Here is a 23,557-nt window from a genome sequence, read left to right on the forward strand (position 1 = left end):
GCTGCGCTGTCTGTTTCCACGGCCCATAAAAAAGCCCTGAACAGGTCAGGGCTTCTTGTTTGTCGCATTGATCCGGGAATCAATCCCAGCTCAGTGCACCGCCAGTTTGATACTCGATCACGCGGGTCTCGAAGAAGTTCTTCTCTTTCTTCAAGTCCATGATCTCGCTCATCCATGGGAACGGGTTGGTGGTGCCTGGGTATTCTTCCTTCAGGCCGATCTGCGACAGGCGACGGTTGGCGATGAACTTGAGGTAGTCCTCCATCATCGCCGCGTTCATGCCCAGCACGCCGCGCGGCATGGTGTCGCGAGCGTATTCGATTTCCAGTTGGGTACCCTGGAGGATCATCTGGGTGGCTTCTTCCTTCATCTCGGCATCCCACAGGTGCGGGTTTTCGATCTTGATCTGGTTGATCACGTCGATGCCGAAGTTCAGGTGCATGGATTCGTCGCGCAGGATGTATTGGAACTGCTCGGCGACACCGGTCATCTTATTGCGCCGGCCCATGGACAGGATCTGGGTGAAGCCGCAGTAGAAGAAGATGCCTTCCAGCACGCAGTAGTAGGCGATCAGGTTGCGCAGCAGCTCCTTGTCGGTGTCGACGGTGCCGGTTTCGAACTTCGGATCGGAGATCGAACGGGTGTACTTCAGGCCCCAGGCGGCTTTCTTCGCGACCGATGGAATCTCGTGGTACATGTTGAAGATCTCGCCTTCATCCATGGCCAGCGATTCGATGCAGTACTGGTAGGCGTGGGTGTGGATCGCCTCTTCGAATGCCTGGCGCAGGATGTACTGGCGGCATTCCGGGTTGGTGATCAGGCGGTACACGGCCAGCACCAGGTTGTTGGCAACCAGGGAGTCGGCGGTGGAGAAGAAGCCCAGGTTGCGCATGACGATGCGGCGCTCGTCGTCGGTCAGGCCTTCCGGGTTTTTCCACAGGGCGATGTCGGCGGTCATGTTGACCTCTTGCGGCATCCAGTGGTTGGCGCAGCCGTCGAGGTACTTCTGCCAGGCCCAGTCGTATTTGAACGGCACCAGCTGGTTGAGGTCGGCGCGGCAGTTGATCATGCGCTTTTCGTCGACCGCGACGCGGGCGGAAGAGCCTTCCAGTTCTGCCAGGCCTTCGGCGATGTCGAGCTGGTCCAGGGACGCCTTGGCGCGGGCAACGGCAGCGGAGTCGCTGGCGGTCACGGCGCGGGCTTCCAGGGCGGCGGCACCACCGGCGCTGTCGAGGCGGTCCATGTTGGCTTCAGTGGCGTGGCCGGCGTTGGCGCCTTTGACTGCAACTTCGCCTTCTTCTTTGTCGAATTCGTCCCAGCTCAGCATGACGTGTCGTCTCCTGCTCGAGGGCCAGATGCCCGTGTGAAAACAAAAGGGTTGGCTTTTCACACGGCGCTACTGGCCGCGTTAAATCAATAGAAATCGTTTGTTGCAGCTGTGAACGCAGGCAATAAACAGAAATATATGTCCGGGTGCCTTGAGGCTGCTGTCGGGCGGAACTGAGGGTGTCGGTTCCGGCGCGGGATTCAGCAGGTCGTTTTCATCCGGTAAGGGAATGTTGCGGGCCCGTTTTGAGGACGCATTATAAGGATATTTTCCGGGTCGTGGGGTGACCGATGGGCGCAGGCAGGCCGAGGAAGGCAGGGGACCGGGAGCAAAGCGCGGGTTTACAAGGCTTTGACCGCGGAAGATTTTTTTTCGGGCTCGAAAAAATCAGCCGGAAATGGCCAAAAAATAGCCAATTTTACTAGATGTTGTGTTTTTGCAAGCCATTTCGCTGTTTTGAACACAACTCGAATCGACCTGGATTGGGCCACTTAAGGGGCGGGTTGCTGGCCCCTGCGGGGGCGAAAAGGTTGCGTGCGATTGCCGTGGTCGCACGTCGAGGGAGCGATGCTTTTGGCCGGTCCCAGAACGGTGGGCGGCTGGCGAGGCATCTTTGCCGCAAGAGGGATTTCTTGCGGCCGGCAGTCATCAAGGATTATGCAATGAACTTGGCAATTAACCGTTAGAGCAACCGTTGCCCATTACGCGGTATTGAAGAATATGCCGTTGACCGTGAGAGTCTTCATATTCCATACGCGCTGGTACAACTTCGCATACTTCTGGAACTTCGCTCATGGAGATAACTTTGGCGATATCCAGATCAGTGGAGTAAGTGTATTCCTCTACCGGTACTTGTTGCTGTGCGACATCAGTCGGGATCTCATCAGCCATCGCGGTAACGCACAGACTGCTGAGGGCCAGAACTAATAAAGCTTTCATTTGCGTTTTACCTTTCTAAGGTCGTGTGGGGTCACGCAGCCTTTATGAGGCTGCGTGTGGAGCTTGAGTAAATGTTTGATTAACTGCCTTCGTGGGGGCTGCAACTGGGTTAATCAGATTGCCTGTTTGGCGAGACAGATTTTAGGCCCGGGGTTGCGGGTCATATAGGTGTACTTTTGATAAACACCTTTGACAGTTTTTGTAACAATCGCCGAAAAAGGCCTGTCCGGATGCCTGTTTGAATATTTTTGCCAAGGGGGAATGCTGCTGTAACCAGCGTTTTTGAGGGGTTGCGACAAATAGCAGGGTATTTCGCAGGGGGTTGTTACTACCATCGTCGAATGGTTCTATAGGCGCCCCCCGGCTACAACGGGGTCATACAAAAACAACTATGTCACCGAGGTAAGAAAGATGAGTGCGGCTTCTCTGTATCCCGTTCGTCCCGAGGTTTTGGCCAATACGCTGACTGACGAGGCGACCTACAAGGCCATGTACCAGCAGTCGGTCGTGAACCCGGACGGTTTCTGGCGTGAACAGGCCAAGCGTCTCGACTGGATCAAGCCTTTTACCACGGTGAAGCAGACTTCCTTCGACGATCACCATGTCGATATCAAGTGGTTTGCCGATGGCACCTTGAACGTCTCCTACAACTGCCTGGATCGCCATCTCGCCGAGCGCGGCGATCAGATCGCGATCATCTGGGAAGGCGACGATCCTTCCGAAAGCCGCAACATCACCTACCGCGAATTGCATGAAGAAGTCTGCAAGTTCGCCAACGCCTTGCGTGGCCAGGACGTGCACCGTGGCGACGTGGTGACTATCTATATGCCGATGATTCCCGAGGCGGTGGTGGCCATGCTGGCCTGTACCCGTATCGGCGCGATCCACTCGGTAGTGTTCGGTGGGTTCTCCCCTGAGGCTTTGGCCGGGCGCATCATCGACTGCCGCTCGAAAGTGGTGATCACCGCCGACGAAGGCATCCGTGCCGGCAAGAAGGTGCCGCTCAAGGCCAATGTCGACGATGCCCTGACCAACCCGGAAACCAGCAGCATCCAGAAGGTCATCGTGTGCAAGCGCACCGGTGGCGACATCAAGTGGAACCAGCATCGCGACATCTGGTACGAAGACCTGATGAAGGTCGCCGGCAGCGTCTGCGCCCCGAAAGAGATGGGGGCCGAAGAAGCGCTGTTCATCCTCTATACCTCCGGTTCCACCGGCAAGCCCAAGGGCGTGCAGCACACCACCGGCGGCTACCTGCTCTATGCATCGCTGACCCATGAGCGGGTGTTCGACTACCGTCCGGGCGAAGTCTACTGGTGCACCGCCGACGTCGGCTGGGTCACCGGCCACACTTATATCGTCTATGGCCCGCTGGCCAACGGCGCCACCACCGTGCTGTTCGAGGGCGTGCCCAACTATCCGGACGTGACCCGAGTTGCGAAGATCGTCGACAAGCACAAGGTCAACATCCTCTACACCGCGCCGACCGCGATCCGCGCCATGATGGCCTCGGGCACTGCCGCCTGCGAAGGCGCCGATGGCAGCAGCCTGCGCCTGCTGGGTTCGGTGGGCGAGCCGATCAACCCGGAAGCCTGGGACTGGTACTACAAGAACGTCGGCCAATCCCGTTGCCCGATCGTCGACACCTGGTGGCAGACCGAAACCGGCGCCACCCTGATGAGCCCGCTGCCGGGGGCGCATGCCCTGAAGCCGGGTTCCGCGGCGCGTCCGTTCTTCGGTGTGGTGCCGGCCCTGGTGGACAACCTGGGCAACATCATCGAAGGCGCGGCCGAAGGCAACCTGGTGATTCTCGATTCGTGGCCAGGTCAGGCGCGGACCCTGTACCGCGACCACGACCGCTTCGTCGATACCTACTTCAAGACCTTCCGCGGCATGTACTTCACCGGTGACGGTGCTCGTCGCGACGAGGACGGCTACTACTGGATCACCGGCCGTGTGGACGACGTGCTCAACGTGTCCGGGCACCGCATGGGCACCGCCGAGATCGAAAGCGCCATGGTGGCGCATCCGAAAGTCGCCGAAGCGGCGGTGGTGGGCGTGCCTCACGACATCAAGGGCCAGGGTATCTATGTCTACGTGACCCTCAACGGTGGCGAGGAGCCGAGCGAAGCGCTGCGTCTGGAACTGAAGAACTGGGTGCGCAAGGAAATCGGTCCGATCGCTTCGCCGGATGTCATCCAATGGGCGCCGGGCCTGCCGAAGACCCGTTCCGGGAAGATCATGCGGCGGATTCTGCGCAAGATCGCGACCGCGGAGTACGACGGTCTGGGCGATATCTCTACCTTGGCCGACCCAAGCGTGGTGCAGCACCTGATCGATACCCACAAGACCATGAACGTCGCCTGAGGCGGGTTCTGAGTCATCCAGCCCCGCCCGGCCTTGCGCCGGGCGGGGCTTTTTTGTGCCGGGGCGATTCGCCGGCAAGCCGCTCGCTACAGCCTCCGCGCGCCAGTTGTCAGGCCCGCTTGCCGCTGCAGGCGAGCGAATAAATATCGGATTTATCCATCTGCCGGGTTCGAATGTTACCGATGCCGTCGAAGATGTAACCCGGCGCCCATTTTCGGGGCAATGGGAAACGCCGAGCCCCATTTCAGGGCTGTTTATATCCCTATAAAAAATAAGTCATCACGCTGCGCTTGCCGGAATAGAAGGCTTTGCCAATAATAGGCCCGCAATTTGCAGCATAGATCGGTTCCCTGTCATTTGCTCTTGCATAGTTTTGAAGAGCTGTCAATGTGCTCCCCCGGTATTCTCGATGCTTCTGTAATTTGTTGTCGCATTGAGGAAATATCGGCTTCCAGCCTGTCGTTAGAATGCCGGTCACTCGCTCGTCGTTGCCTGTGTGTGAGTCCTCTTCCGGGCTTCTCAGGACGCAGCGCCGCCTTTGCTGTTTTACCCATTCGCATATTGGGCTGTCGCTCACTCTGCCGTTTTCGCCCTTTACCGATGGAGTTCTAAGATGAAGAAACTCGTGCTTCTTGGCGCCCTGGCACTGTCCGTGCTCTCCCTGCCGACTTTCGCCGATGAAAAGCCCCTGAAAATTGGTATCGAAGCGGCCTACCCTCCGTTTGCCTCCAAGGCGCCGGACGGCAGCATCGTCGGTTTCGACTACGACATCGGCAACGCGCTGTGCGAAGAGATGAAGGTCAAGTGCGTATGGGTCGAGCAAGAGTTCGATGGCTTGATCCCGGCACTGAAGGTGCGCAAGATCGACGCCATCCTCTCGTCGATGTCGATCACCGACGATCGCAAGAAATCCGTGGATTTCACCAACAAGTACTACAACACCCCGGCACGTCTGGTGATGAAGGCCGGCACCCAGGTCAGCGACGGCCTGGCCGAGCTCAAGGGCAAGAACATCGGCGTGCAGCGTGGTTCGATCCACGAACGTTTCGCCCGCGAAGTGCTGGCTCCCCTGGGCGCGCAGATCAAGCCTTACGGCTCGCAGAACGAAATCTACCTGGATGTGGCCGCCGGCCGTCTCGACGGCACCGTGGCCGACGCTACGCTGTTGAATGACGGCTTCCTGAAAACCGATGCGGGCAAGGGTTTTGCCTTCGTTGGTCCGGCCTTCACCGACGTCAAGTACTTCGGCGACGGCGTAGGGATCGCAGTGCGCAAAGGCGACAAGGCCGAGCTGGACAAGATCAATGCTGCCATCGCTGCCATTCGCGAGAACGGCAAGTACAAGCAAATCCAGGACAAGTACTTCGACTTCGACATCTACGGCAAGTAAGACCGTCGAAACAGTCAGTCCGAGATGGCGCAAGCAGCAGAATCTCTGAAGTTTGCGCCATTTTTTCATCCCAATTTTCGAGGACCTGAATCATGTTGAAAGGCTACGGGGCTGTCATCCTCGATGGCGCTTGGCTGACGCTTCAGCTCGCCTTGTCGTCCATGGCCCTGGCCATTGTTCTGGGTCTGATCGGGGTCGCGCTGCGTCTCTCGCCGGTGCGCTGGCTGGCCTGGCTTGGCGATCTGTATTCCACGGTGATCCGTGGCATTCCCGATCTGGTGCTGATCCTGCTGATCTTCTACGGCGGCCAGGACTTGTTGAACCGCGTGGCCCCGCTGCTGGGCTACGACGATTACATCGACCTCAATCCACTGGCGGCCGGTATCGGCACCCTGGGTTTCATCTTCGGGGCCTACCTGTCGGAAACCTTCCGTGGCGCCTTCATGGCGATCCCCAAGGGGCAGGCGGAAGCGGGCATGGCTTACGGCATGAGCAGCTTCCAGGTGTTCTTCCGGGTCATGGTGCCGCAGATGATTCGCCTGGCGATTCCCGGCTTCACCAACAACTGGCTGGTGCTGACCAAGGCCACCGCGCTGATTTCCGTGGTGGGCCTGCAAGACATGATGTTCAAGGCCAAGCAGGCGGCGGATGCAACCCGTGAGCCTTTCACCTTCTTCCTCGCAGTGGCGGCCATGTACCTGGTGATCACCAGTGTCTCGTTGCTGGCATTGCGTCACCTTGAGAAGCGCTACTCGGTAGGCGTAAGGGCGGCTGATCTATGATCTTCGACTACAACGTCATCTATGACGCCTTGCCGCTGTACTTCAGCGGCTTGCTGACCACCTTGAAACTGCTGGCACTGTCGTTGTTCTTCGGCTTGCTGGTGGCCTTGCCCCTTGGGCTGATGCGGGTCTCCAAGCAGCCGCTGGTGAACATGACGGCCTGGCTCTACACCTACGTGATCCGCGGCACGCCGATGCTGGTGCAGCTGTTCCTGATCTACTACGGCCTGGCCCAGTTCGAAGCGGTGCGCGAGAGTTTCCTCTGGCCCTGGCTGTCCAGCGCAACCTTCTGCGCCTGCCTGGCCTTTGCCATCAACACCAGCGCCTACACCGCGGAAATCATCGCCGGCAGCCTGCGGGCCACGCCCAATGGCGAGATCGAGGCGGCCAAGGCCATGGGCATGTCGCGCTACAAGATGTACCGCCGCATTCTCTTGCCATCGGCCCTGCGCCGGGCGCTGCCGCAGTACAGCAACGAAGTGATCATGATGCTGCAGACCACCAGTCTGGCGTCCATCGTGACCCTGATCGACATCACCGGCGCGGCGCGCACGGTCAACGCGCAGTACTACCTGCCGTTCGAGGCCTATATCACCGCCGGTGTGTTCTACCTGTGCCTGACCTTTATCCTGGTGCGCCTGTTCAAGCTGGCCGAAGGCCGCTGGCTGCGCTACCTGGCGCCGCGGAAGCACTGATATGGAACGCATCGATCATCCATTGCCCTGGAGTCACCTGGGTAGCGAGCGCAGCATCTCGGTGTTCCGTTTCGGCAGCGGCGAGCGCAAGGCCTATATCCAGGCCAGCCTGCACGCTGACGAACTGCCGGGCATGCGCACCGCCTGGGAGCTGAAAAAGCGCCTGGCCGAGCTGGAGGCCCGGGGCGCGCTCAACGGCGTTGTCGAGCTGGTGCCGGTGGCCAATCCGCTGGGTCTGGGGCAGTTGCTGCAGGGCAATCACCAGGGCCGTTTCGAGGCCGGCAGCGGCAAGAACTTCAACCGCGATTTCGTTGAGCTCAGCGCGCCCGTGGCGCTGCGCCTGGAAGGGCGTCTGGGGGATGATCCGCACGCCAACGTGCACTTGATTCGTCAGGCCATGGCCGAGGTGCTGGCTGAGTTGCCGCCGGCAGCCAGCCAGTTGCAGGGCATGCAGCGGGTGCTGTTGAGCCACGCCTGCGACGCCGATGTGGTGCTGGACCTGCATTGCGATGCCGAGGCGGCGCTGCACATGTACGCCTTGCCGCAGCACTGGCCGCAGTGGCGTTCCCTGGCGGCGCACCTGGATGTGAAGGTTGGCCTGCTGGCGGAAGATTCCGGCGGCAGTTCGTTCGACGAAGCCTGCTCGCTGCCGTGGCTGCGCCTGTCGCGGCAGTTCCCCGAAGCGTCGATTCCCCTGGCGTGCCTGGCGACCACCTTGGAATTGGGTGGTCAGGCCGACACCGGGCGCCCCCAGGCCGAGGCTTGTGCCGAAGGCATCCTGGCGTTTCTGGCCGAGCAGGGGCTGATTGCCGGTGAGTGGCCGGCACCGGGGCGTGACGCCTGCGAGGCCATGCCCTTTGAAGGCACCGAATTGCTGTATGCGCCGCATCCCGGTGTGGTGAGCTTTCTGCGTCCGGCCGGGAGCTGGGTGGACGTGGGCGAGCCGATTTTTGAAGTGATTGATCCCCTATCCGATCGGGTCAGTACGGTGTGTGCTGGCACCAGCGGCGTGTTGTTCGCCGTTGAGCGGCTGCGTTATGCCCAACCCGGTTTCTGGCTGGCCAAGGTGGCGGGGCGCGAAGCGCTGCGTCACGGGCGCTTGCTCAACGACTGACTGTTTTTGTGAGAACCGACCGCATGTACAAACTTGAAGTCCAAGACCTGCATAAGCGCTATGGCAGTCACGAAGTGCTCAAGGGCGTGTCCCTGAAGGCCGCGGCTGGCGATGTGATCAGCATCATCGGCTCCAGTGGCTCGGGCAAGAGCACCTTTTTGCGCTGCATCAACCTGCTGGAGCAGCCTCACGCCGGCAAGATCCTGCTGAACAACGAAGAGTTGAAGCTGGTGGCCAACAAGGACGGCGCGCTCAAGGCTGCCGATCCCAAGCAGTTGCAGCGCATGCGTTCGCGCCTGTCGATGGTGTTCCAGCATTTCAACCTGTGGTCGCACATGACTGCGATTGAAAACATCATGGAAGCACCAGTGCACGTGCTGGGCGTGTCCAAGGCCGAGGCTCGCGAGAAAGCCGAGCACTACCTGGCCAAGGTCGGTGTGGCGCACCGCAAGGATGCTTATCCGGGGCACATGTCCGGTGGTGAGCAGCAGCGCGTGGCGATTGCCCGGGCCCTGGCCATGGAGCCGGAAGTCATGCTGTTCGACGAGCCGACCTCGGCCCTGGACCCGGAGCTGGTGGGCGACGTGCTGAAAGTCATGCAGGCCCTGGCCCAGGAAGGCCGGACCATGGTGGTGGTGACCCACGAAATGGGCTTTGCCCGTGAGGTGTCGAACCAGCTGGTGTTCCTGCACAAGGGTGTGGTGGAAGAGAGTGGCAACCCGCGGGAAGTGCTGGTGAACCCGCAATCAGAACGTTTGCAACAATTCCTCTCCGGTAGCCTCAAGTAATCACTGCCGTTATGCACCAAATTAGGTCATGCTGCGCACCGCGCGCCAGATGGTCTAACTTGGTGCTGCCGCCCTTGGCTTCTAACACTGTTTTCGTTTCGGATTGCCCGCCATGACTGCCCATCGAATTGGTTTCCTGATTTGGCCCAGCACTAAAGCCTTGACGCTGGCGCTGGCCGAGGAGGCCTTGCGTGTTGCTCAGCGGGTGCATCCGGAAGTGGTTTACGAGCTGGCGTTCCTGCAGGCCGAGGCGCCGGGCGAAGGGGCCTGGCAGCTGCCGGGCGAACCCTGGGCGGGCAAGCTTGAGGGCTGTCAGAAACTATTCCTGCTGGCAGACGAACCGCCCGCGCCAATGAGCTCCGGGCTGAGTAGCGCCCTCAAGCAACTGGTGCGTGCCGGCTGTGTGATTGGGGGGCTGTCTGCCGGGGTTTACCCGCTGGCCCAGCTGGGTCTACTCGATGGTTATCGGGCTGCGGTGCACTGGCGCTGGCAGGATGATTTTGCCGAACGTTTCCCCAAGGTCATTGCCACCAGCCATCTGTTCGATTGGGATCGTGATCGCCTGACGGCCTGTGGCGGCATGTCGGTGCTGGACCTGTTGCTGGCGGTGCTGGCGCGGGATCACGGCGCCGAGCTGGCGGGTGCGGTTTCGGAAGAACTGGTGGTGGAGCGCATCCGCGAAGGTGGCGAGCGCCAGCGCATCCCGCTGCAAAATCGCCTGGGCTCCAGCCATCCAAAGCTGACCCAGGCGGTGCTGCTGATGGAGGCCAATATCGAGGAACCGCTGACCACCGACGAGATTGCCCAGCATGTCTGTGTATCCCGTCGTCAATTGGAGCGGATCTTCAAGCAGTACCTGAACCGTGTGCCCAGCCAGTACTACCTGGAGCTGCGCCTGAACAAGGCCCGGCAGATGCTGATGCAGACCAGCAAGTCGATCATTCAGATCGGCCTGTCCTGTGGCTTCTCCTCCGGCCCGCACTTCTCCAGCGCCTACCGCAACTTCTTTGGCGCCACCCCGCGCGAAGATCGCAATCAACGGCGCAGCAGCAGCCCGTTCGAACTCTCCTCGGTCCCCTCCGAACGCGGTTGACCCGCTCCTGTAGGAGCCGGCTTGTCGGCCAATCGCGCCGGCCGCTCGCTATTTGCCCAGTGCACCGCGCCTGCCTGATCCCGATAGCCGCTACAGAAATGCGGCAGGTTGTCGCCTAACTATCTGGATAATTACCTTGGGCAAAATGCCCGGTGAATCTGCCGCTAGAGCCCTGCGCAGTTTAAACTGCGCCTTTGCGACGCTATTTGTCGCATTGCCATAAACCCGCGTAAAACCGGGGTTGGCGCTATAAGAAGTTGTCGCTTGGCGACAAGGCCGGGCATAAAACTGTCCTTACAATCCCTCCATCGCTCGCCAGTTCCAGGCGGGTGTTCCTCTTCAGGAGACTCCGATGTCCGTTGAGCAAGCTCCGGTGCAACGCGCCGATTTCGACCAGGTGATGGTTCCCAATTACGCACCTGCGGCTTTCATTCCTGTGCGTGGCGCGGGGTCCCGAGTCTGGGATCAGTCGGGACGGGAGCTGATCGATTTCGCCGGCGGCATTGCGGTCAACGTACTGGGCCACGCCCATCCAGCGCTGGTGGGGGCACTGACCGAGCAAGCCAACAAGCTGTGGCATGTGTCCAACGTATTCACCAACGAGCCGGCCCTGCGCCTAGCCCACAAGCTGGTCGACGCCACCTTCGCCGAGCGCGCGTTCTTCTGTAACTCCGGTGCAGAAGCCAACGAGGCCGCCTTCAAGCTGGCCCGTCGCGTGGCTCATGATCGTTTCGGTGCCGAGAAGTACGAAATCATCGCCGCATTGAACAGCTTCCACGGCCGGACTCTGTTCACCGTGAACGTCGGTGGCCAGTCGAAGTACTCCGACGGCTTCGGTCCGAAAATCACCGGCATCACCCATGTGCCGTACAACGACCTGGCGGCCCTGAAAGCCGCGGTTTCCGACAAGACCTGCGCTGTGGTGCTGGAACCGGTCCAGGGCGAGGGCGGCGTGTTGCCGGCCGAGCTGGCCTACCTGCAAGGCGCCCGCGAGCTGTGCGACCAGCACAACGCGCTGCTGGTGTTCGACGAAGTACAGACTGGCATGGGCCGCAGCGGCGAGCTGTTCGCCTACCAGTATTACGGCGTGACCCCGGACATCCTCACCAGCGCCAAGAGCCTGGGCGGCGGCTTCCCGATCGCGGCGATGCTGACCACCGAAGCGCTGGCCAAGCACCTGGTGGTTGGCACCCACGGCACCACCTACGGCGGCAACCCGCTGGCCTGTGCGGTGGCCGAGGCGGTGGTCGACGTGATCAACACCCCGCAAGTGCTCAATGGCGTGAAAGCCAAGCACGATCGCTTCAAGACCCGTCTGCTGCAGATCGGCGAGAAATACGGCCTGTTCGGCGAAGTCCGTGGCCTGGGCCTGTTGCTCGGTTGCGTGCTCAGCGAAGCCTGGAAGGGCAAGGCCAAGGACGTGTTCAATGCCGCCGAGAAAGAAGGCCTGATGATTCTGCAGGCCGGTCCGGACGTGGTGCGTTTCGCCCCGAGCCTGGTGATCGAAGACGCCGATATCGATGAGGGCCTGGACCGCTTCGAGCGCGCCGTGGCGAAACTGACTCAAGCCTGATCCAGGTTGCAGTACTTCTCGGCGCCGGCTTTTGCGGTCGGCGTCGAGCCTAATTCCTGTGCCGGGCTGTCCCGGCATTTTTTTCCCTGAGTCGGACGGTTTCCGACCTGTTTTAGAGTAAGGAGTGACACCATGCTGGTGATGCGCCCCGCGCAAATGGCTGATCTGGGCGAGGTACAGCGTCTGGCTGCAGACAGCCCGATTGGTGTCACCTCCTTGCCGGATGATGTGGATCGCCTGCGCGACAAGATCGCCGCGAGCGAGGCTTCGTTTGCCGCCGAAGTGAGTTTCAACGGTGAGGAAAGCTATTTCTTCGTCCTTGAAGACACCGACAACGGCAAGCTGGTGGGCTGTTCGGCCATCGTCGCGTCCGCCGGATATTCCGAGCCGTTCTACAGCTTTCGCAATGAAACCTTCGTTCACGCGTCCCGCGAGCTGAAGATCCACAACAAGATTCATGTCCTGTCCCAGTGTCACGACCTGACCGGCAACAGCCTGTTGACCAGTTTCTATGTGGTGCCGGAGCTGGTGGGCTCGCCCTGGTCGGAACTCAACTCCCGCGGCCGCCTGCTGTTCGTTGCCAGCCACCCGGAGCGTTTCGCCGATTCGGTGGTGACCGAGATCGTCGGTTACAGCGACGAGCACGGTGATTCGCCGTTCTGGGACGCCATCGGGCGCAACTTTTTCGACCTCAACTACGCCGAGGCCGAGCGCCTGTGCGGCCTGAAGAGCCGGACCTTTCTCGCCGAACTGATGCCGCATTACCCGATCTACGTGCCGCTGCTGCCGGACGCCGCCCAGGAAGCCATGGGCCAGGTGCACCCGCGGGCGCAGATCACCTTCGACATCCTGATGCGCGAAGGTTTTGAAACCGATCACTACATCGACATCTTCGACGGTGGTCCGACCTTGCATGCACGGGTTTCGGGGATTCGCTCCATTGCTCAGAGCCGCGTGGTGCCGGTGAAAATCGGCGAGGCGCTCAAGGGCGGTGGCCGTCAGTACCTGGTGTCCAACGGCCAGTTGCAGGATTACCGCGCGGTGTTGCTGGAGCTGGATTACGCCCCGGGCAAACCGGTGACCCTGGATCTGCAAGCCGCCGAAGCCCTGGGCGTCGGCGAAGGTGCCAGCGTGCGTCTGGTGGCGGTTTAAAGCCTGCTTCCACGACCTGGAAAGCATGCCTGGAAAGCAGCGAGTTTCGCGCAGGCCATAAGCGCCTGCGTCTGAGGAGATAGCATGATCGTTCGTCCCGTACGCAGCAGCGATTTACCCGCGCTGATCGACCTGGCCCGCAGCACTGGCACCGGCCTCACCACCTTGCCGGCCAACGAGGAACGCCTGACCCATCGAGTGGGCTGGGCGGAAAAGACCTTTCGCGGCGAAGCCGAACGTGGCGATGCGGACTACCTGTTCGTGCTGGAAGACGACAATGGTCGGGTGGTGGGCATTTCCGCCATCGCCGGCGCCGTCGGCTTGCGTGAGCCCTGGTACAACTTCCGGGTCGGCCTGACGGTCAGCGCCTCCCAGGAGCTGAACATCTACCGCGAGATCCCCACGCTGTTCCTGGCCAACGACCTGACCGGCAACTCCGAGCTGTGCTCGCTGTTCCTCCACGCCGATTACCGCACCGGCCTCAACGGCCGCATGCTGGCCAAGGCGCGGATGCTGTTCATCGCCGAATTCCCGCAGCTGTTCGGCAACAAGATCATTGCCGAGATGCGCGGCATGTCCGATGAGAATGGCCGCTCGCCGTTCTGGGAAAGCCTGGGCCGGCACTTCTTCAAGATGGAGTTCAGCCAGGCCGACTACCTGACCGGGGTTGGCAACAAGGCCTTCATCGCCGAGCTGATGCCCAAGTTCCCGCTGTACACCTGCTTTTTGTCCGAGGATGCGCGCAACGTGATCGGCAAGGTCCACACCGACACCGAGCCGGCCCTGGCCATGCTCAAGAGCGAAGGTTTCAGCTATCAGGGTTACGTCGACATCTTCGATGCCGGTCCGGCGGTGGAGTGCGAGACCAGCAAGATCCGCGCGGTACGTGACAGCCAGGCGCTGGTGCTGGCCATCGGCACCCCGGGCGACGACGCCACGCCGTTCCTGATCCACAACCGCAAGCGCGAGGACTGCCGCATCACCGCGGCGCCTGCGCGCTTTGCCGCGGGCACCCTGGTGGTCGATCCCCTGACCGCCAAGCGCCTGCAACTCAACGCCGGCGACCAGGTCCGCGCGGTTCCGCTGTCTGCTTCTCGGGAGTCGAAATAATGAGCACGCTGTACATCGCTGGCCAATGGCTGGCCGGCCAGGGCGAAGCCTTCACCTCGGTCAATCCGGTGACGCAGGCGGTCATCTGGTCCGGCAACGGCGCCACGGCCGCGCAAGTGGAGAGCGCCGTACAGGCCGCCCGCCAGGCGTTTCCGGCCTGGGCCAAGCGTTCCCTGGAAGAGCGCATCGGCGTGCTCGAAGCCTTTGCCGCCAGCCTCAAGGCGCGGGCCGACGAATTGGCCCGCTGCATCGGTGAGGAAACCGGCAAACCGCTGTGGGAAGCCGCCACCGAAGTCACCAGCATGGTCAACAAGATCGCCATCTCGGTGCAGAGCTACCGCGAGCGTACCGGCGAGAAGAGCGGCCCCTTGGGCGACGCCACCGCTGTGCTGCGCCACAAGCCCCACGGCGTGGTGGCGGTGTTCGGCCCTTACAACTTCCCTGGGCACTTGCCCAACGGGCACATCGTTCCCGCCTTGCTGGCCGGTAACAGCGTGCTGTTCAAGCCCAGCGAGCTGACGCCGAAAGTCGCCGAGCTGACGGTCCAGTGCTGGATCGAAGCCGGCTTGCCGGCGGGTGTGTTGAACCTGCTGCAAGGCGCCCGGGAAACCGGCATCGCCCTGGCCGCCAATCCGGGGATCGATGGGTTGTTCTTCACCGGCTCCAGCCGCACCGGCAATCACCTGCACCAGCAGTTCGCCGGGCGTCCGGACAAGATCCTGGCCCTGGAAATGGGCGGCAACAATCCGCTGGTGGTGGATCAGGTCGCTGATCTGGATGCGGCGGTGTACACCATCATCCAGTCGGCCTTCATTTCGGCCGGCCAGCGCTGCACCTGTGCCCGCCGCCTGCTGGTGCCACAAGGCGCCTGGGGTGATGCGTTGCTGGCGCGCCTGGTGGCGGTCAGCGCGAGCATCGATGTCGGTGCTTATGACCAGCAGCCGGCGCCGTTCATGGGTTCGGTGATTTCCCTGGGCGCCGCTCGCGCGCTGATGGATGCGCAGCAGCAACTGTTGGCCAATGGCGCCGTGGCCTTGCTGGAAATGACTCAGCCCCGGGCCCAGGCCGCCTTGCTGACCCCTGGGATTCTGGACGTCACGGCGGTGGCTGAGCGTCCCGATGAAGAGCTGTTCGGGCCGTTGCTGCAAGTGATCCGCTACGCTGATTTCGATGCGGCGATCGCCGAGGCCAACAACACTCAGTACGGCCTGGCTGCCGGTCTGTTGTCGGATTCTGCCGAGCGTTACCAGCAGTTCTGGCTGGAAAGCCGGGCGGGCATCGTCAACTGGAACAAGCAGTTGACCGGCGCTGCCAGCAGCGCGCCGTTTGGTGGCGTGGGGGCTTCGGGCAACCACCGGGCCAGCGCCTATTACGCGGCGGATTATTGCGCGTACCCGGTGGCGTCCCTGGAAACCCCGAGCCTGGTGCTGCCGAGCGCGTTGACGCCGGGTGTGCGCTTGTCCTGATTTGCGGGGCCTTTTCGCCGGCCAGCCGGCTCCTACAGATTTGGATAGGAGTCGGCTGGCCGGCGAACGAGCGCACCGCGTTCGCCCTGTGTAGATATCGATTGCCTATAACAAACAGATTCGTGGAGCCTCGCTGATGAAATCCTATGAAGTCAATTTTGACGGTCTAGTGGGGCCGACCCATAACTATGGCGGTCTGTCCTACGGGAACGTGGCCTCCCAGAGCAACAGCCAGCAGGGCTCCAACCCCAAGGAAGCGGCGCTGCAAGGCCTGGCGAAAATGAAAGCGCTGATGGAAATGGGCTTTCAGCAAGGCGTGCTCGCCCCGCAAGAGCGCCCCGACGTGGCAGCCCTGCGCAACCTGGGGTTTGCCGGGACTGATGCCCAGGTCATCCAGCAAGCCGCCCAGCAGGCCATGCCCTTGCTGGTCGCCAGTTGCTCGGCATCGAGCATGTGGGTGGCCAACGCCGCTACCGTCAGTCCGAGTGCCGACACCGCCGATGGCCGCGTGCATTTCACCGCCGCCAACTTGAACTGCAAATACCACCGCAGCATCGAACACCCGACCACCAGCCGCGTGCTGGGCGCGATGTTCGCCGACCACAAGCACTTTGCTCATCACGCCGCCTTGCCGGCGGTGGCGCAGTTCGGCGATGAAGGCGCGGCCAACCACACCCGCTTCTGCCGTGACTATGGCGAGGCCGGGGTCGAGTTCTTCGTCTTCGGTCGCAGCGCGTTCGATACCCGTTACCCGGCGCCGCAGAAATACCCGGCGCGCCAGACCCTGGAAGCCTCGCAAGCCGTGGCGCGTCTGCATGGCCTGAGCGAGGAGGGCGTGGTCTATGCCCAGCAGAATCCAGCGGTGATCGATCAGGGCGTGTTCCACAACGACGTGATCGCGGTGGGCAATGGCGAAGTGCTGTTCTATCACGAGGACGCCTTCCTCGAGACCGAGAAGATGCTCGCCGAACTGCAGTGCAAGCTGGGTAAACGCGGCGGCAACTTCCAGTCGATCTGCGTGCCGCGCTCGCAGGTGACGGTGGAAGACGCCGTGCGCTCCTACCTGTTCAACAGCCAGCTGCTGTCCCGCGCCGATGGTTCGATGCTGCTGATCGTGCCGGAAGAGTGCCGCGGCAACGAGCGTGTCTGGCACTACCTGCAAAGCCTCACCAGCTCCGGCGGACTGATCCGCGAAGTGAAGGTTTTCGATCTCAAGCAGAGCATGCAGAACGGCGGCGGCCCGGCTTGCCTGCGCTTGCGGGTGGCGCTGAATGAAACTGAGCTGGCGGCGGTCAATCCTGGGGTTATCATGACCGCGCCGTTGTACGACACCCTGACCCAATGGGTCGGTAAGCACTACCGCGACCGCCTGTGCGAAAGCGATCTGGCGGACCCGCAGCTGCTGCTTGAGTGCCGGACGGCACTGGATGAACTGACGCAAATCCTTAAACTGGGCGCGGTTTATCCCTTCCAGATCAATTGAAAGCCCGCGCCCGGCTGATTCGGGCGCGCCGCTTCACCCCAGATGAGAACGACCCCCATGAGCGATACCCTGCAGCTGATCCTTGAAGACAGCGACGGCACCCAACTGCAAACCTCCTGCACCCGTTTCGCGGTGCTGTGGCAGGGCAAGGAAGTGTGGATTCAACAGGACGGCCGCGGCCAACTGCTGATCGGCGTGGACGTGGAGGAGGGCGACGACGAATACGCCAGCCTGCTGCTGCGTCCATTGGCGACCAACCTGGTCAGCCTGCAACTGGAAATGGAACCGGCCGACGCCGGTGATGATGATCACGTGCACGGCCCTGACTGCGGCCACGCTCACTAAGGAAGTCCGCACTATGCTCGCCCTCGGCAAACTGCTTGAACTGACCCTCGCCGGCCGTGAACCGGCGGAGAAGACTCAACTGACTGTCGACGGCGTGCGCATGCGCTGGCTGAGCGAGGGCGCGCTGGAAGTGCGGCCGCCCGAAGCTCGCGATAACGGTCTGGACCTGCTGCTGTCAGCCGGTATCCATGGCAACGAGACGGCTCCCATCGAGCTGCTCGACCGTTTGTTGCATGACATTGCCCGGGGTGACCTGAAGCCTCGCGCACGCATTCTGTTCCTGTTCGGCAACCCCGAGGCCATGCGTCGCGGCGAGCGTTTTGTCGAGCAGGACGTCAACCGGCTGTTCAATGGCCGGCATGAATCGAGCAGTGGGGTCGAAGCCCTGCGTGCCTGTGAGCTGGAGCGTCTGGCGGCGAGTTTCTTCAGCCTGCCGGATCGCCAGCGCTTGCACTACGACCTGCACACCGCGATCCGCGGCTCGAAGATCGAACAGTTCGCCCTGTATCCGTGGAAAGACGGGCGCCAGCATTCGCGCCGTGAACTGGCGCGCCTGCGGGCGGCGGGCATGGAGGCGGTACTGCTGCAGAACAAGCCTTCCATTGTCTTCAGCGCCTACACCTACGATCAGCTGGGGGCCGAATCCTTCACCCTGGAGCTGGGCAAGGCACGGCCGTTCGGGCAGAACCAGGGGGTCAATGTCGAGCGCCTGGAAACCCGTCTCAAGCAGATCATCGACGGCAGCGAGCCCGGGCAAGAGCAGGACAGCCTCGATGGCTTGCAGCTGTTCAGCGTGGCGCGGGAAGTCATCAAGCACAGCGACAGCTTCCACCTGCACCTGCCGGCGGACGTGGAGAACTTTTCCGAGCTGGAAGTGGGTTACCTGCTGGCCGAGGACATCGCCCAGACCCGTTGGGTGATCGAGGAGGAGGGGGCACGGATCATTTTCCCCAATCCCAAGGTGAAGAACGGCCTGCGCGCGGGGATTCTGATCGTGCCGACCACGGCCGACTGCCTGGCCTGAGGTTCGCCGGCAAGCCGGGCCCCGCGGGAGCCGGCTTGCTGGCAATGCGCTTAACGCTTAAACCGCAACCGCACGCTGCTCGTTACGGCGCAGGGCACGCAGCTTGTGCAGGGTGTCGGCGCAGGTCTTCGCCGCTTCCTGACCCTTGTGCACGAAGTGCTCGAAGAAGAACTTCTGATGCTCTTCACCGGCATGGAAGTGATGCGGGGTCAGCACGACCGAGAACACCGGCACTTCGGTTTCCAGTTGCACTTGCATCAGGCCGCTGATCACCGACTGGGCGACGAATTCATGGCGGTAGATGCCGCCGTCCACCACCAGGCCTGCCGCCACGATGCCGCTGTAGCGACCGGTCTTGGCCAGCAGCTTGGCGTGCAGCGGAATTTCGAAGGCGCCACCGACTTCGAAGAAGTCGATATCGGATTCCTGGTAGCCCTGAGCGAGCATTTCGGCGACGAAGCCCTGACGGCTCTGATCGACGATTTCCTTGTGCCAGCAAGCCTGGATAAAGGCGACGCGCTCGTTGGGGTGGTGTTTGCCTTTGCTATCGATTGCGGTGGGTTGCATCTGTTCTGACTCCTGTTTGTATGAAAAACAGGGCGTATATGAATCGAATGGGATTTAAGGGTACGCGCAGAGCCCGCGTGGATAGTCCACGTCTGCCCGGCAACGGCCCTTTGGCGCCAATCCCGTTCTCTCTTCATCCGGACTATGACCGTCGGCCCCGGGATCACACCGGGTCTGCTGACCTTGTCGGCACCTGTGGAACCGCCACGGGTGTCATCAAGCGCTCGCGGGCTATGCGCATTGCGCGCAATTACCGCCGGTGGGGAATTGCACCCCGCCCTGAGAACGATTGCCCGGGTGTTTTCCCGGGCGGTGAGTTTTTAACACAGATCTGACGGGGAAGCATCGCGCCTTTTGGATAATGTTCATCGGATTTTTCTCGCTACGATTCGAGATTTTCTACAGTTGCTGCTTGATTAATCGTCCACGGGGCCGCAGTAATTCGCTTCGAAAGGGAATTCCCCCTGTCCCAGCGTGGACCCTGGTGTCCCCCTGTAGCCGGAGCCTGATGTGATGAGCGTGATCGATCTTCGTAGTGACACCGTGACCCAGCCGACCCCGGGCATGCTCGATGCCATGGCGCGCGCCCGTACCGGAGACGACGTCTACGGCGAAGACCCGACGGTCAATCAGTTGGAGGCCGAACTGGCCCGGCGTCTGGGGTTTGCCGCGGCCCTGTTCGTGCCTTCCGGCACCATGAGCAATCTGCTGGCCTTGATGGCCCACTGCGAGCGGGGCGAGGAGTACATCGTCGGCCAGCAGGCCCACACCTATAAATATGAAGGTGGCGGCGCCGCGGTGTTGGGCTCGATCCAGCCCCAGCCGCTGGAGCTGCAGGCTGATGGCTCCCTCGATCTGGAGCAGGTGGCGGCGGCGATCAAGCCGGATGACTTTCATTTTGCCCGCACGCGCCTGCTGGCCCTGGAAAACACCATGCAGGGTAAAGTGCTGCCTCTGGCCTACCTGGCCCAGGCCCGAGCTTTCACCCGTGAGCGGGGTCTGGCCCTGCACCTGGATGGCGCGCGGCTGTATAACGCGGCGGTGAAGCTGGGGGTGGATGCTCGGATGATTACCCAACACTTCGATTCGGTGTCGGTGTGCCTGTCCAAGGGCCTCGGCGCGCCAGTGGGCTCGGTGTTGTGCGGCTCCCGAGAACTGATCGGCAAGGCGCGGCGCCTGCGCAAGATGCTCGGCGGTGGCATGCGCCAGGCCGGTGGGCTGGCGGCGGCGGGGCTGTATGCCCTGGAGCATCAGGTGCAGCGCTTGGCGGATGACCATGCCAATGCGCAGTTGCTGGCTCAGGGGCTGAGCCAGGCGGGCTTCAGTGTCGAGCCGGTGCAGACCAATATGGTGTATGTGCAGATGGGGGACAGGGCCGAAGCCCTCAAGGCGTTCGCCGCCGAGCGGGGGATCGAGCTCAGCGCGGCGCCACGCTTGCGTCTGGTGACTCATCTGGACGTCGATGCCGGGCAAATCGAGCAGGTGGTGAGTACTTTTGCCGAGTTTTCCCGTAACTGACAGTGTTCTCCGTCCAATTGACTGTTTGTATCGTACAAACACGCTGTACCAAGTGATTAACGCCGATATAATGCGGCCCTTTGCCGTCGTTTCGTCTGTTGACGTTGCGCACAGGCCTTTGGCCGCAGTCTCCGTGGAAGAACCTAATGAAAAGCGCAGAAATCCGTGAAGCCTTCCTTCGCTTCTTCGAAGAGCAAGGCCACACCCGTGTAGCCTCCAGCTCTTTGATCCCAGGCAACGACCCTACCCTGCTGTTCACCAACGCGGGGATGAACCAGTTCAAGGACTGCTTCCTGGGCCAGGAAAAGCGCGCCTATACCCGCGCTGTCAGCAGCCAGAAGTGCGTCCGCGCCGGTGGCAAGCACAACGACCTGGAAAACGTCGGTTACACCGCTCGTCACCACACCTTCTTCGAAATGCTGGGCAACTTCAGCTTCGGTGACTACTTCAAGCGCGATGCCATCACCTTCGCCTGGACCTTCCTGACGTCCGACAAGTGGCTGAACCTGCCGAAAGAGAAGCTCTGGGTCACGGTTTACGCCAGCGATGACGAGGCCTACGACATCTGGACCAAAGAGGTCGGGGTGCCGGCCGAGCGCATGGTGCGCATTGGAGACAACAAAGGCGCGCCTTACGCTTCGGACAACTTCTGGACCATGGGCGATACCGGCCCTTGCGGTCCTTGCACCGAGATCTTCTACGATCACGGCGCCGACATCTGGGGCGGCCCACCCGGCTCGCCGGAAGAAGACGGTGACCGCTACATCGAAATCTGGAACAACGTGTTCATGCAGTTCAACCGCACCGCCGATGGCGTGCTGCATCCGCTGCCAGCACCGTCGGTGGACACCGGCATGGGCCTGGAGCGGATCAGTGCGGTGCTGCAGCACGTGCACTCGAACTATGAAATCGACCTGTTCCAGAGCCTGCTGGATGCCGCGGCCAAGGCCATTGGCTGCACCAACGATGCTCAGGCGTCGCTGAAAGTGGTGGCCGACCATATCCGTTCCTGCGGCTTCCTGATTGCCGACGGTGTGCTGCCGTCCAATGAAGGCCGCGGTTATGTGCTGCGTCGAATCATTCGCCGTGCTTGCCGCCACGGCAACAAGCTGGGGGCCAAGGGCAGCTTCTTCTATCAGATCGTTGCCGCCCTGGTTGCCGAGATGGGTGAAGCCTTCCCTGAGCTTAAATCCCAGCAGGCGCATATCGAGCGCGTGCTCAAGGCCGAAGAAGAACAGTTCGCCAAGACCCTGGAGCAGGGCCTGAAGATCCTCGAGCAGGATCTGGCTGCGCTGGAAGGCTCGGTGGTACCGGGCGACGTGGTGTTCAAGTTGTACGACACCTATGGTTTCCCGATGGACCTGACCGGCGACATCGCTCGTGAGCGCAACCTGACCCTCGACGAGGAAGGTTTCGAACGCGAGATGGAAGCGCAGCGCGTGCGTGCCCGCTCTGCCAGCTCCTTCGGCATGGACTACAACAGCCTGGTCAAGGTTGATGTGGCCACTGAATTCACCGGCTACCAGGCCACCAGCGGTTCGGCCAAAGTGGTTGCCCTCTATAAGGAAGGGCAGTCGGTAGACATCCTCAATGAAGGCGAAGAAGGCGTTGTGGTCCTCGACCGGACCCCGTTCTACGCTGAGTCCGGCGGTCAGATCGGCGACTGCGGTTACCTGCAGGCCGGCGGCGCACGGTTTGATGTGCGCGACACCACCAAGACTGGCGGCGCGTTCCTGCATCACGGCGTGCTGGCCAAGGGCAGCTTGATCGTAGGCGCTCCGGTTGAAACCCAGGTCGACGCCGACGTGCGTCACGCCACCTCGCTGAACCACTCGGCCACCCACTTGCTGCACGCCGCCCTGCGCCAGGTGCTGGGCGAGCACGTCCAGCAGAAGGGCTCGCTGGTGGACAGTCAGCGTCTGCGTTTCGACTTCAGCCACTTTGAAGCGATCAAGCCTGAGCAGATCAAGGCCCTGGAAGACATCGTCAACGCCGAGATTCGCAAGAACACGGCGGTGGAAACCGAAGAAACCGACATCGATACCGCCAAGAAGAAGGGCGCCATGGCGCTGTTCGGCGAGAAGTACGGCGACAGCGTGCGCGTGCTGAGCATGGGCGGCGATTTTTCGGTGGAGCTGTGCGGTGGTATCCACGCCAATCGTACCGGCGACATCGGCTTGCTGAAGATCACCAGCGAAGGCGGCGTGGCGTCTGGCGTGCGGCGTATTGAAGCCGTTACCGGTGCTGCGGCCCTGGCGTATCTGAATGCTGCGGAAGAACAACTCAAGGAAGCGGCGACCCTGGTCAAGGGCAGCCGCGACAATCTGATCGACAAGCTGTCGGCGGTGCTGGAGCGCAATCGTCTGCTGGAGAAGCAGCTCGAGCAGTTACAGGCCAAGGCTGCCAGCGCTGCCGGTGACGATCTGTCCGCTCAGGCGGCAGACGTCAAGGGCGTGAAGGTGCTGGCTGCGCGCCTCGACGGCCAGGACGGCAAGGCGCTGCTGGCGCTGGTGGATCAGTTGAAAAACAAACTCGGCCGCGCAGTGATCCTGCTCGGCAGTGTCCATGAGGAAAAGGTCGTACTGGTTGCTGGTGTAACCAAGGACCTGACTGGCCAACTCAAAGCCGGTGATTTGATGAAGCAAGCCGCTGCGGCAGTGGGCGGTAAGGGCGGTGGTCGTCCAGACATGGCCCAGGGTGGTGGTGTTGATGCTGCTGCACTGGATGCCGCGCTGGCCCTGACCGTGCCATTTGTCGAGCAGGGCATTTAAGGCGCCGAGCCGGGCCAGTCGTCTAGTGGCGGGTCCTTGCGCTGTGCAGTTTG

Annotated in this window: 19 protein-coding genes and 1 riboswitch; of the genes, 16 read left to right on the top strand and 3 right to left on the bottom strand. The window is 61.7% G+C overall.

The genetic code is table 11. The annotated features are described in order from the left end of the window. Window positions 1-79: 79 nt before the first annotated feature. Window positions 80-1,327: a ribonucleotide-diphosphate reductase subunit beta gene (locus tag GWQ44_RS23670; protein WP_011062780.1), complete on the bottom strand. Its 1,248-nt coding sequence runs from the start codon at window positions 1,325-1,327 to the stop codon at window positions 80-82. Window positions 1,328-2,002: 675 nt separating this feature from the next. Then, window positions 2,003-2,266: a DUF2790 domain-containing protein gene (locus tag GWQ44_RS23675; protein ID WP_016968107.1), complete on the bottom strand. Its 264-nt coding sequence runs from the start codon at window positions 2,264-2,266 to the stop codon at window positions 2,003-2,005. 411 nt (window positions 2,267-2,677) lie between these two features. Here GWQ44_RS23675 and acs point away from each other — a divergent pair, with 411 nt between their 5' ends. The 14 genes from acs (at window position 2,678) to astE (ending at window position 18,648) form a co-directional block, all read left to right on the top strand. Beyond that, window positions 2,678-4,633 carry an acetate--CoA ligase gene (gene acs / locus GWQ44_RS23680; RefSeq protein WP_016968106.1) on the top strand — a complete coding sequence of 652 codons (1,956 nt, stop codon included), beginning with the start codon at window positions 2,678-2,680 and terminating at the stop codon, window positions 4,631-4,633. Between the two features lie 613 nt (window positions 4,634-5,246). After that, window positions 5,247-6,023, top strand: a complete 777-nt coding sequence (locus GWQ44_RS23685) for an ABC transporter substrate-binding protein (protein WP_016968105.1) — start codon at window positions 5,247-5,249, stop codon at window positions 6,021-6,023. Between the two features lie 92 nt (window positions 6,024-6,115). Then, window positions 6,116-6,805 (top strand): ABC transporter permease, encoded by a 690-nt coding sequence (locus GWQ44_RS23690; protein ID WP_016968104.1) that lies wholly within the window; start codon window positions 6,116-6,118, stop codon window positions 6,803-6,805. Next, the gene (locus tag GWQ44_RS23695; RefSeq protein ID WP_016968103.1) at window positions 6,802-7,500 is read left to right on the top strand and encodes an ABC transporter permease; all 699 of its coding nucleotides are present in this window, start codon (window positions 6,802-6,804) and stop codon (window positions 7,498-7,500) included. The genes GWQ44_RS23690 and GWQ44_RS23695 overlap by 4 nt, the downstream gene beginning before the upstream one ends. 1 nt (window position 7,501) lies before the next feature. Beyond that, window positions 7,502-8,614, top strand: a complete 1,113-nt coding sequence (locus GWQ44_RS23700) for a succinylglutamate desuccinylase/aspartoacylase family protein (protein ID WP_275928375.1) — start codon at window positions 7,502-7,504, stop codon at window positions 8,612-8,614. A gap of 23 nt (window positions 8,615-8,637) precedes the next feature. After that, a complete protein-coding gene (locus tag GWQ44_RS23705; RefSeq protein ID WP_011062773.1) occupies window positions 8,638-9,402 on the top strand; it encodes an ATP-binding cassette domain-containing protein in 765 nt (254 codons plus the stop codon). Window positions 9,403-9,514: 112 nt separating this feature from the next. After that, complete coding sequence (gene argR, locus GWQ44_RS23710; RefSeq protein ID WP_016968172.1) at window positions 9,515-10,495, top strand: transcriptional regulator ArgR; 981 nt, start codon at window positions 9,515-9,517, stop codon at window positions 10,493-10,495. Between the two features lie 352 nt (window positions 10,496-10,847). Beyond that, window positions 10,848-12,068: an aspartate aminotransferase family protein gene (locus GWQ44_RS23715; RefSeq protein ID WP_047305667.1), complete on the top strand. Its 1,221-nt coding sequence runs from the start codon at window positions 10,848-10,850 to the stop codon at window positions 12,066-12,068. Window positions 12,069-12,200: 132 nt separating this feature from the next. Continuing rightward, on the top strand, window positions 12,201-13,220 hold the full coding sequence (gene aruF, locus GWQ44_RS23720; protein ID WP_016968174.1) for an arginine/ornithine succinyltransferase subunit alpha: 1,020 nt from the start codon (window positions 12,201-12,203) through the stop codon (window positions 13,218-13,220). Between the two features lie 84 nt (window positions 13,221-13,304). Then, a complete protein-coding gene (gene astA / locus GWQ44_RS23725; RefSeq protein WP_016968175.1) occupies window positions 13,305-14,330 on the top strand; it encodes an arginine N-succinyltransferase in 1,026 nt (341 codons plus the stop codon). Further along, a complete protein-coding gene (astD, locus tag GWQ44_RS23730) occupies window positions 14,327-15,796 on the top strand; it encodes a succinylglutamate-semialdehyde dehydrogenase (RefSeq protein WP_275928383.1) in 1,470 nt (489 codons plus the stop codon). The genes astA and astD overlap by 4 nt, the downstream gene beginning before the upstream one ends. A gap of 136 nt (window positions 15,797-15,932) precedes the next feature. Continuing rightward, window positions 15,933-17,279, top strand: a complete 1,347-nt coding sequence (astB, locus tag GWQ44_RS23735; protein ID WP_275928376.1) for an N-succinylarginine dihydrolase — start codon at window positions 15,933-15,935, stop codon at window positions 17,277-17,279. A 57-nt stretch (window positions 17,280-17,336) separates the two neighbouring features. After that, window positions 17,337-17,624: a hypothetical protein gene (locus GWQ44_RS23740; RefSeq protein ID WP_016968178.1), complete on the top strand. Its 288-nt coding sequence runs from the start codon at window positions 17,337-17,339 to the stop codon at window positions 17,622-17,624. Between the two features lie 13 nt (window positions 17,625-17,637). Beyond that, window positions 17,638-18,648, top strand: a complete 1,011-nt coding sequence (gene astE / locus GWQ44_RS23745) for a succinylglutamate desuccinylase (protein WP_275928377.1) — start codon at window positions 17,638-17,640, stop codon at window positions 18,646-18,648. 57 nt (window positions 18,649-18,705) lie between these two features. Here the strand turns inward: astE and GWQ44_RS23750 are convergent, their stop codons facing one another. After that, complete coding sequence (locus GWQ44_RS23750; protein ID WP_016968180.1) at window positions 18,706-19,215, bottom strand: 6,7-dimethyl-8-ribityllumazine synthase; 510 nt, start codon at window positions 19,213-19,215, stop codon at window positions 18,706-18,708. Between the two features lie 120 nt (window positions 19,216-19,335). Then, a riboswitch (FMN riboswitch) is annotated at window positions 19,336-19,506 on the bottom strand. 222 nt (window positions 19,507-19,728) lie between these two features. Here GWQ44_RS23750 and ltaE point away from each other — a divergent pair. Beyond that, window positions 19,729-20,733, top strand: a complete 1,005-nt coding sequence (gene ltaE, locus GWQ44_RS23755; RefSeq protein ID WP_275928378.1) for a low-specificity L-threonine aldolase — start codon at window positions 19,729-19,731, stop codon at window positions 20,731-20,733. 146 nt (window positions 20,734-20,879) lie between these two features. Continuing rightward, window positions 20,880-23,504 (top strand): alanine--tRNA ligase, encoded by a 2,625-nt coding sequence (gene alaS / locus GWQ44_RS23760; protein WP_047305664.1) that lies wholly within the window; start codon window positions 20,880-20,882, stop codon window positions 23,502-23,504. Window positions 23,505-23,557: the final 53 nt, after the last annotated feature.

This window comes from Pseudomonas sp. 3MA1 (assembly GCF_029237275.1).
Lineage (GTDB): Bacteria > Pseudomonadota > Gammaproteobacteria > Pseudomonadales > Pseudomonadaceae > Aquipseudomonas > Aquipseudomonas fluorescens_AP.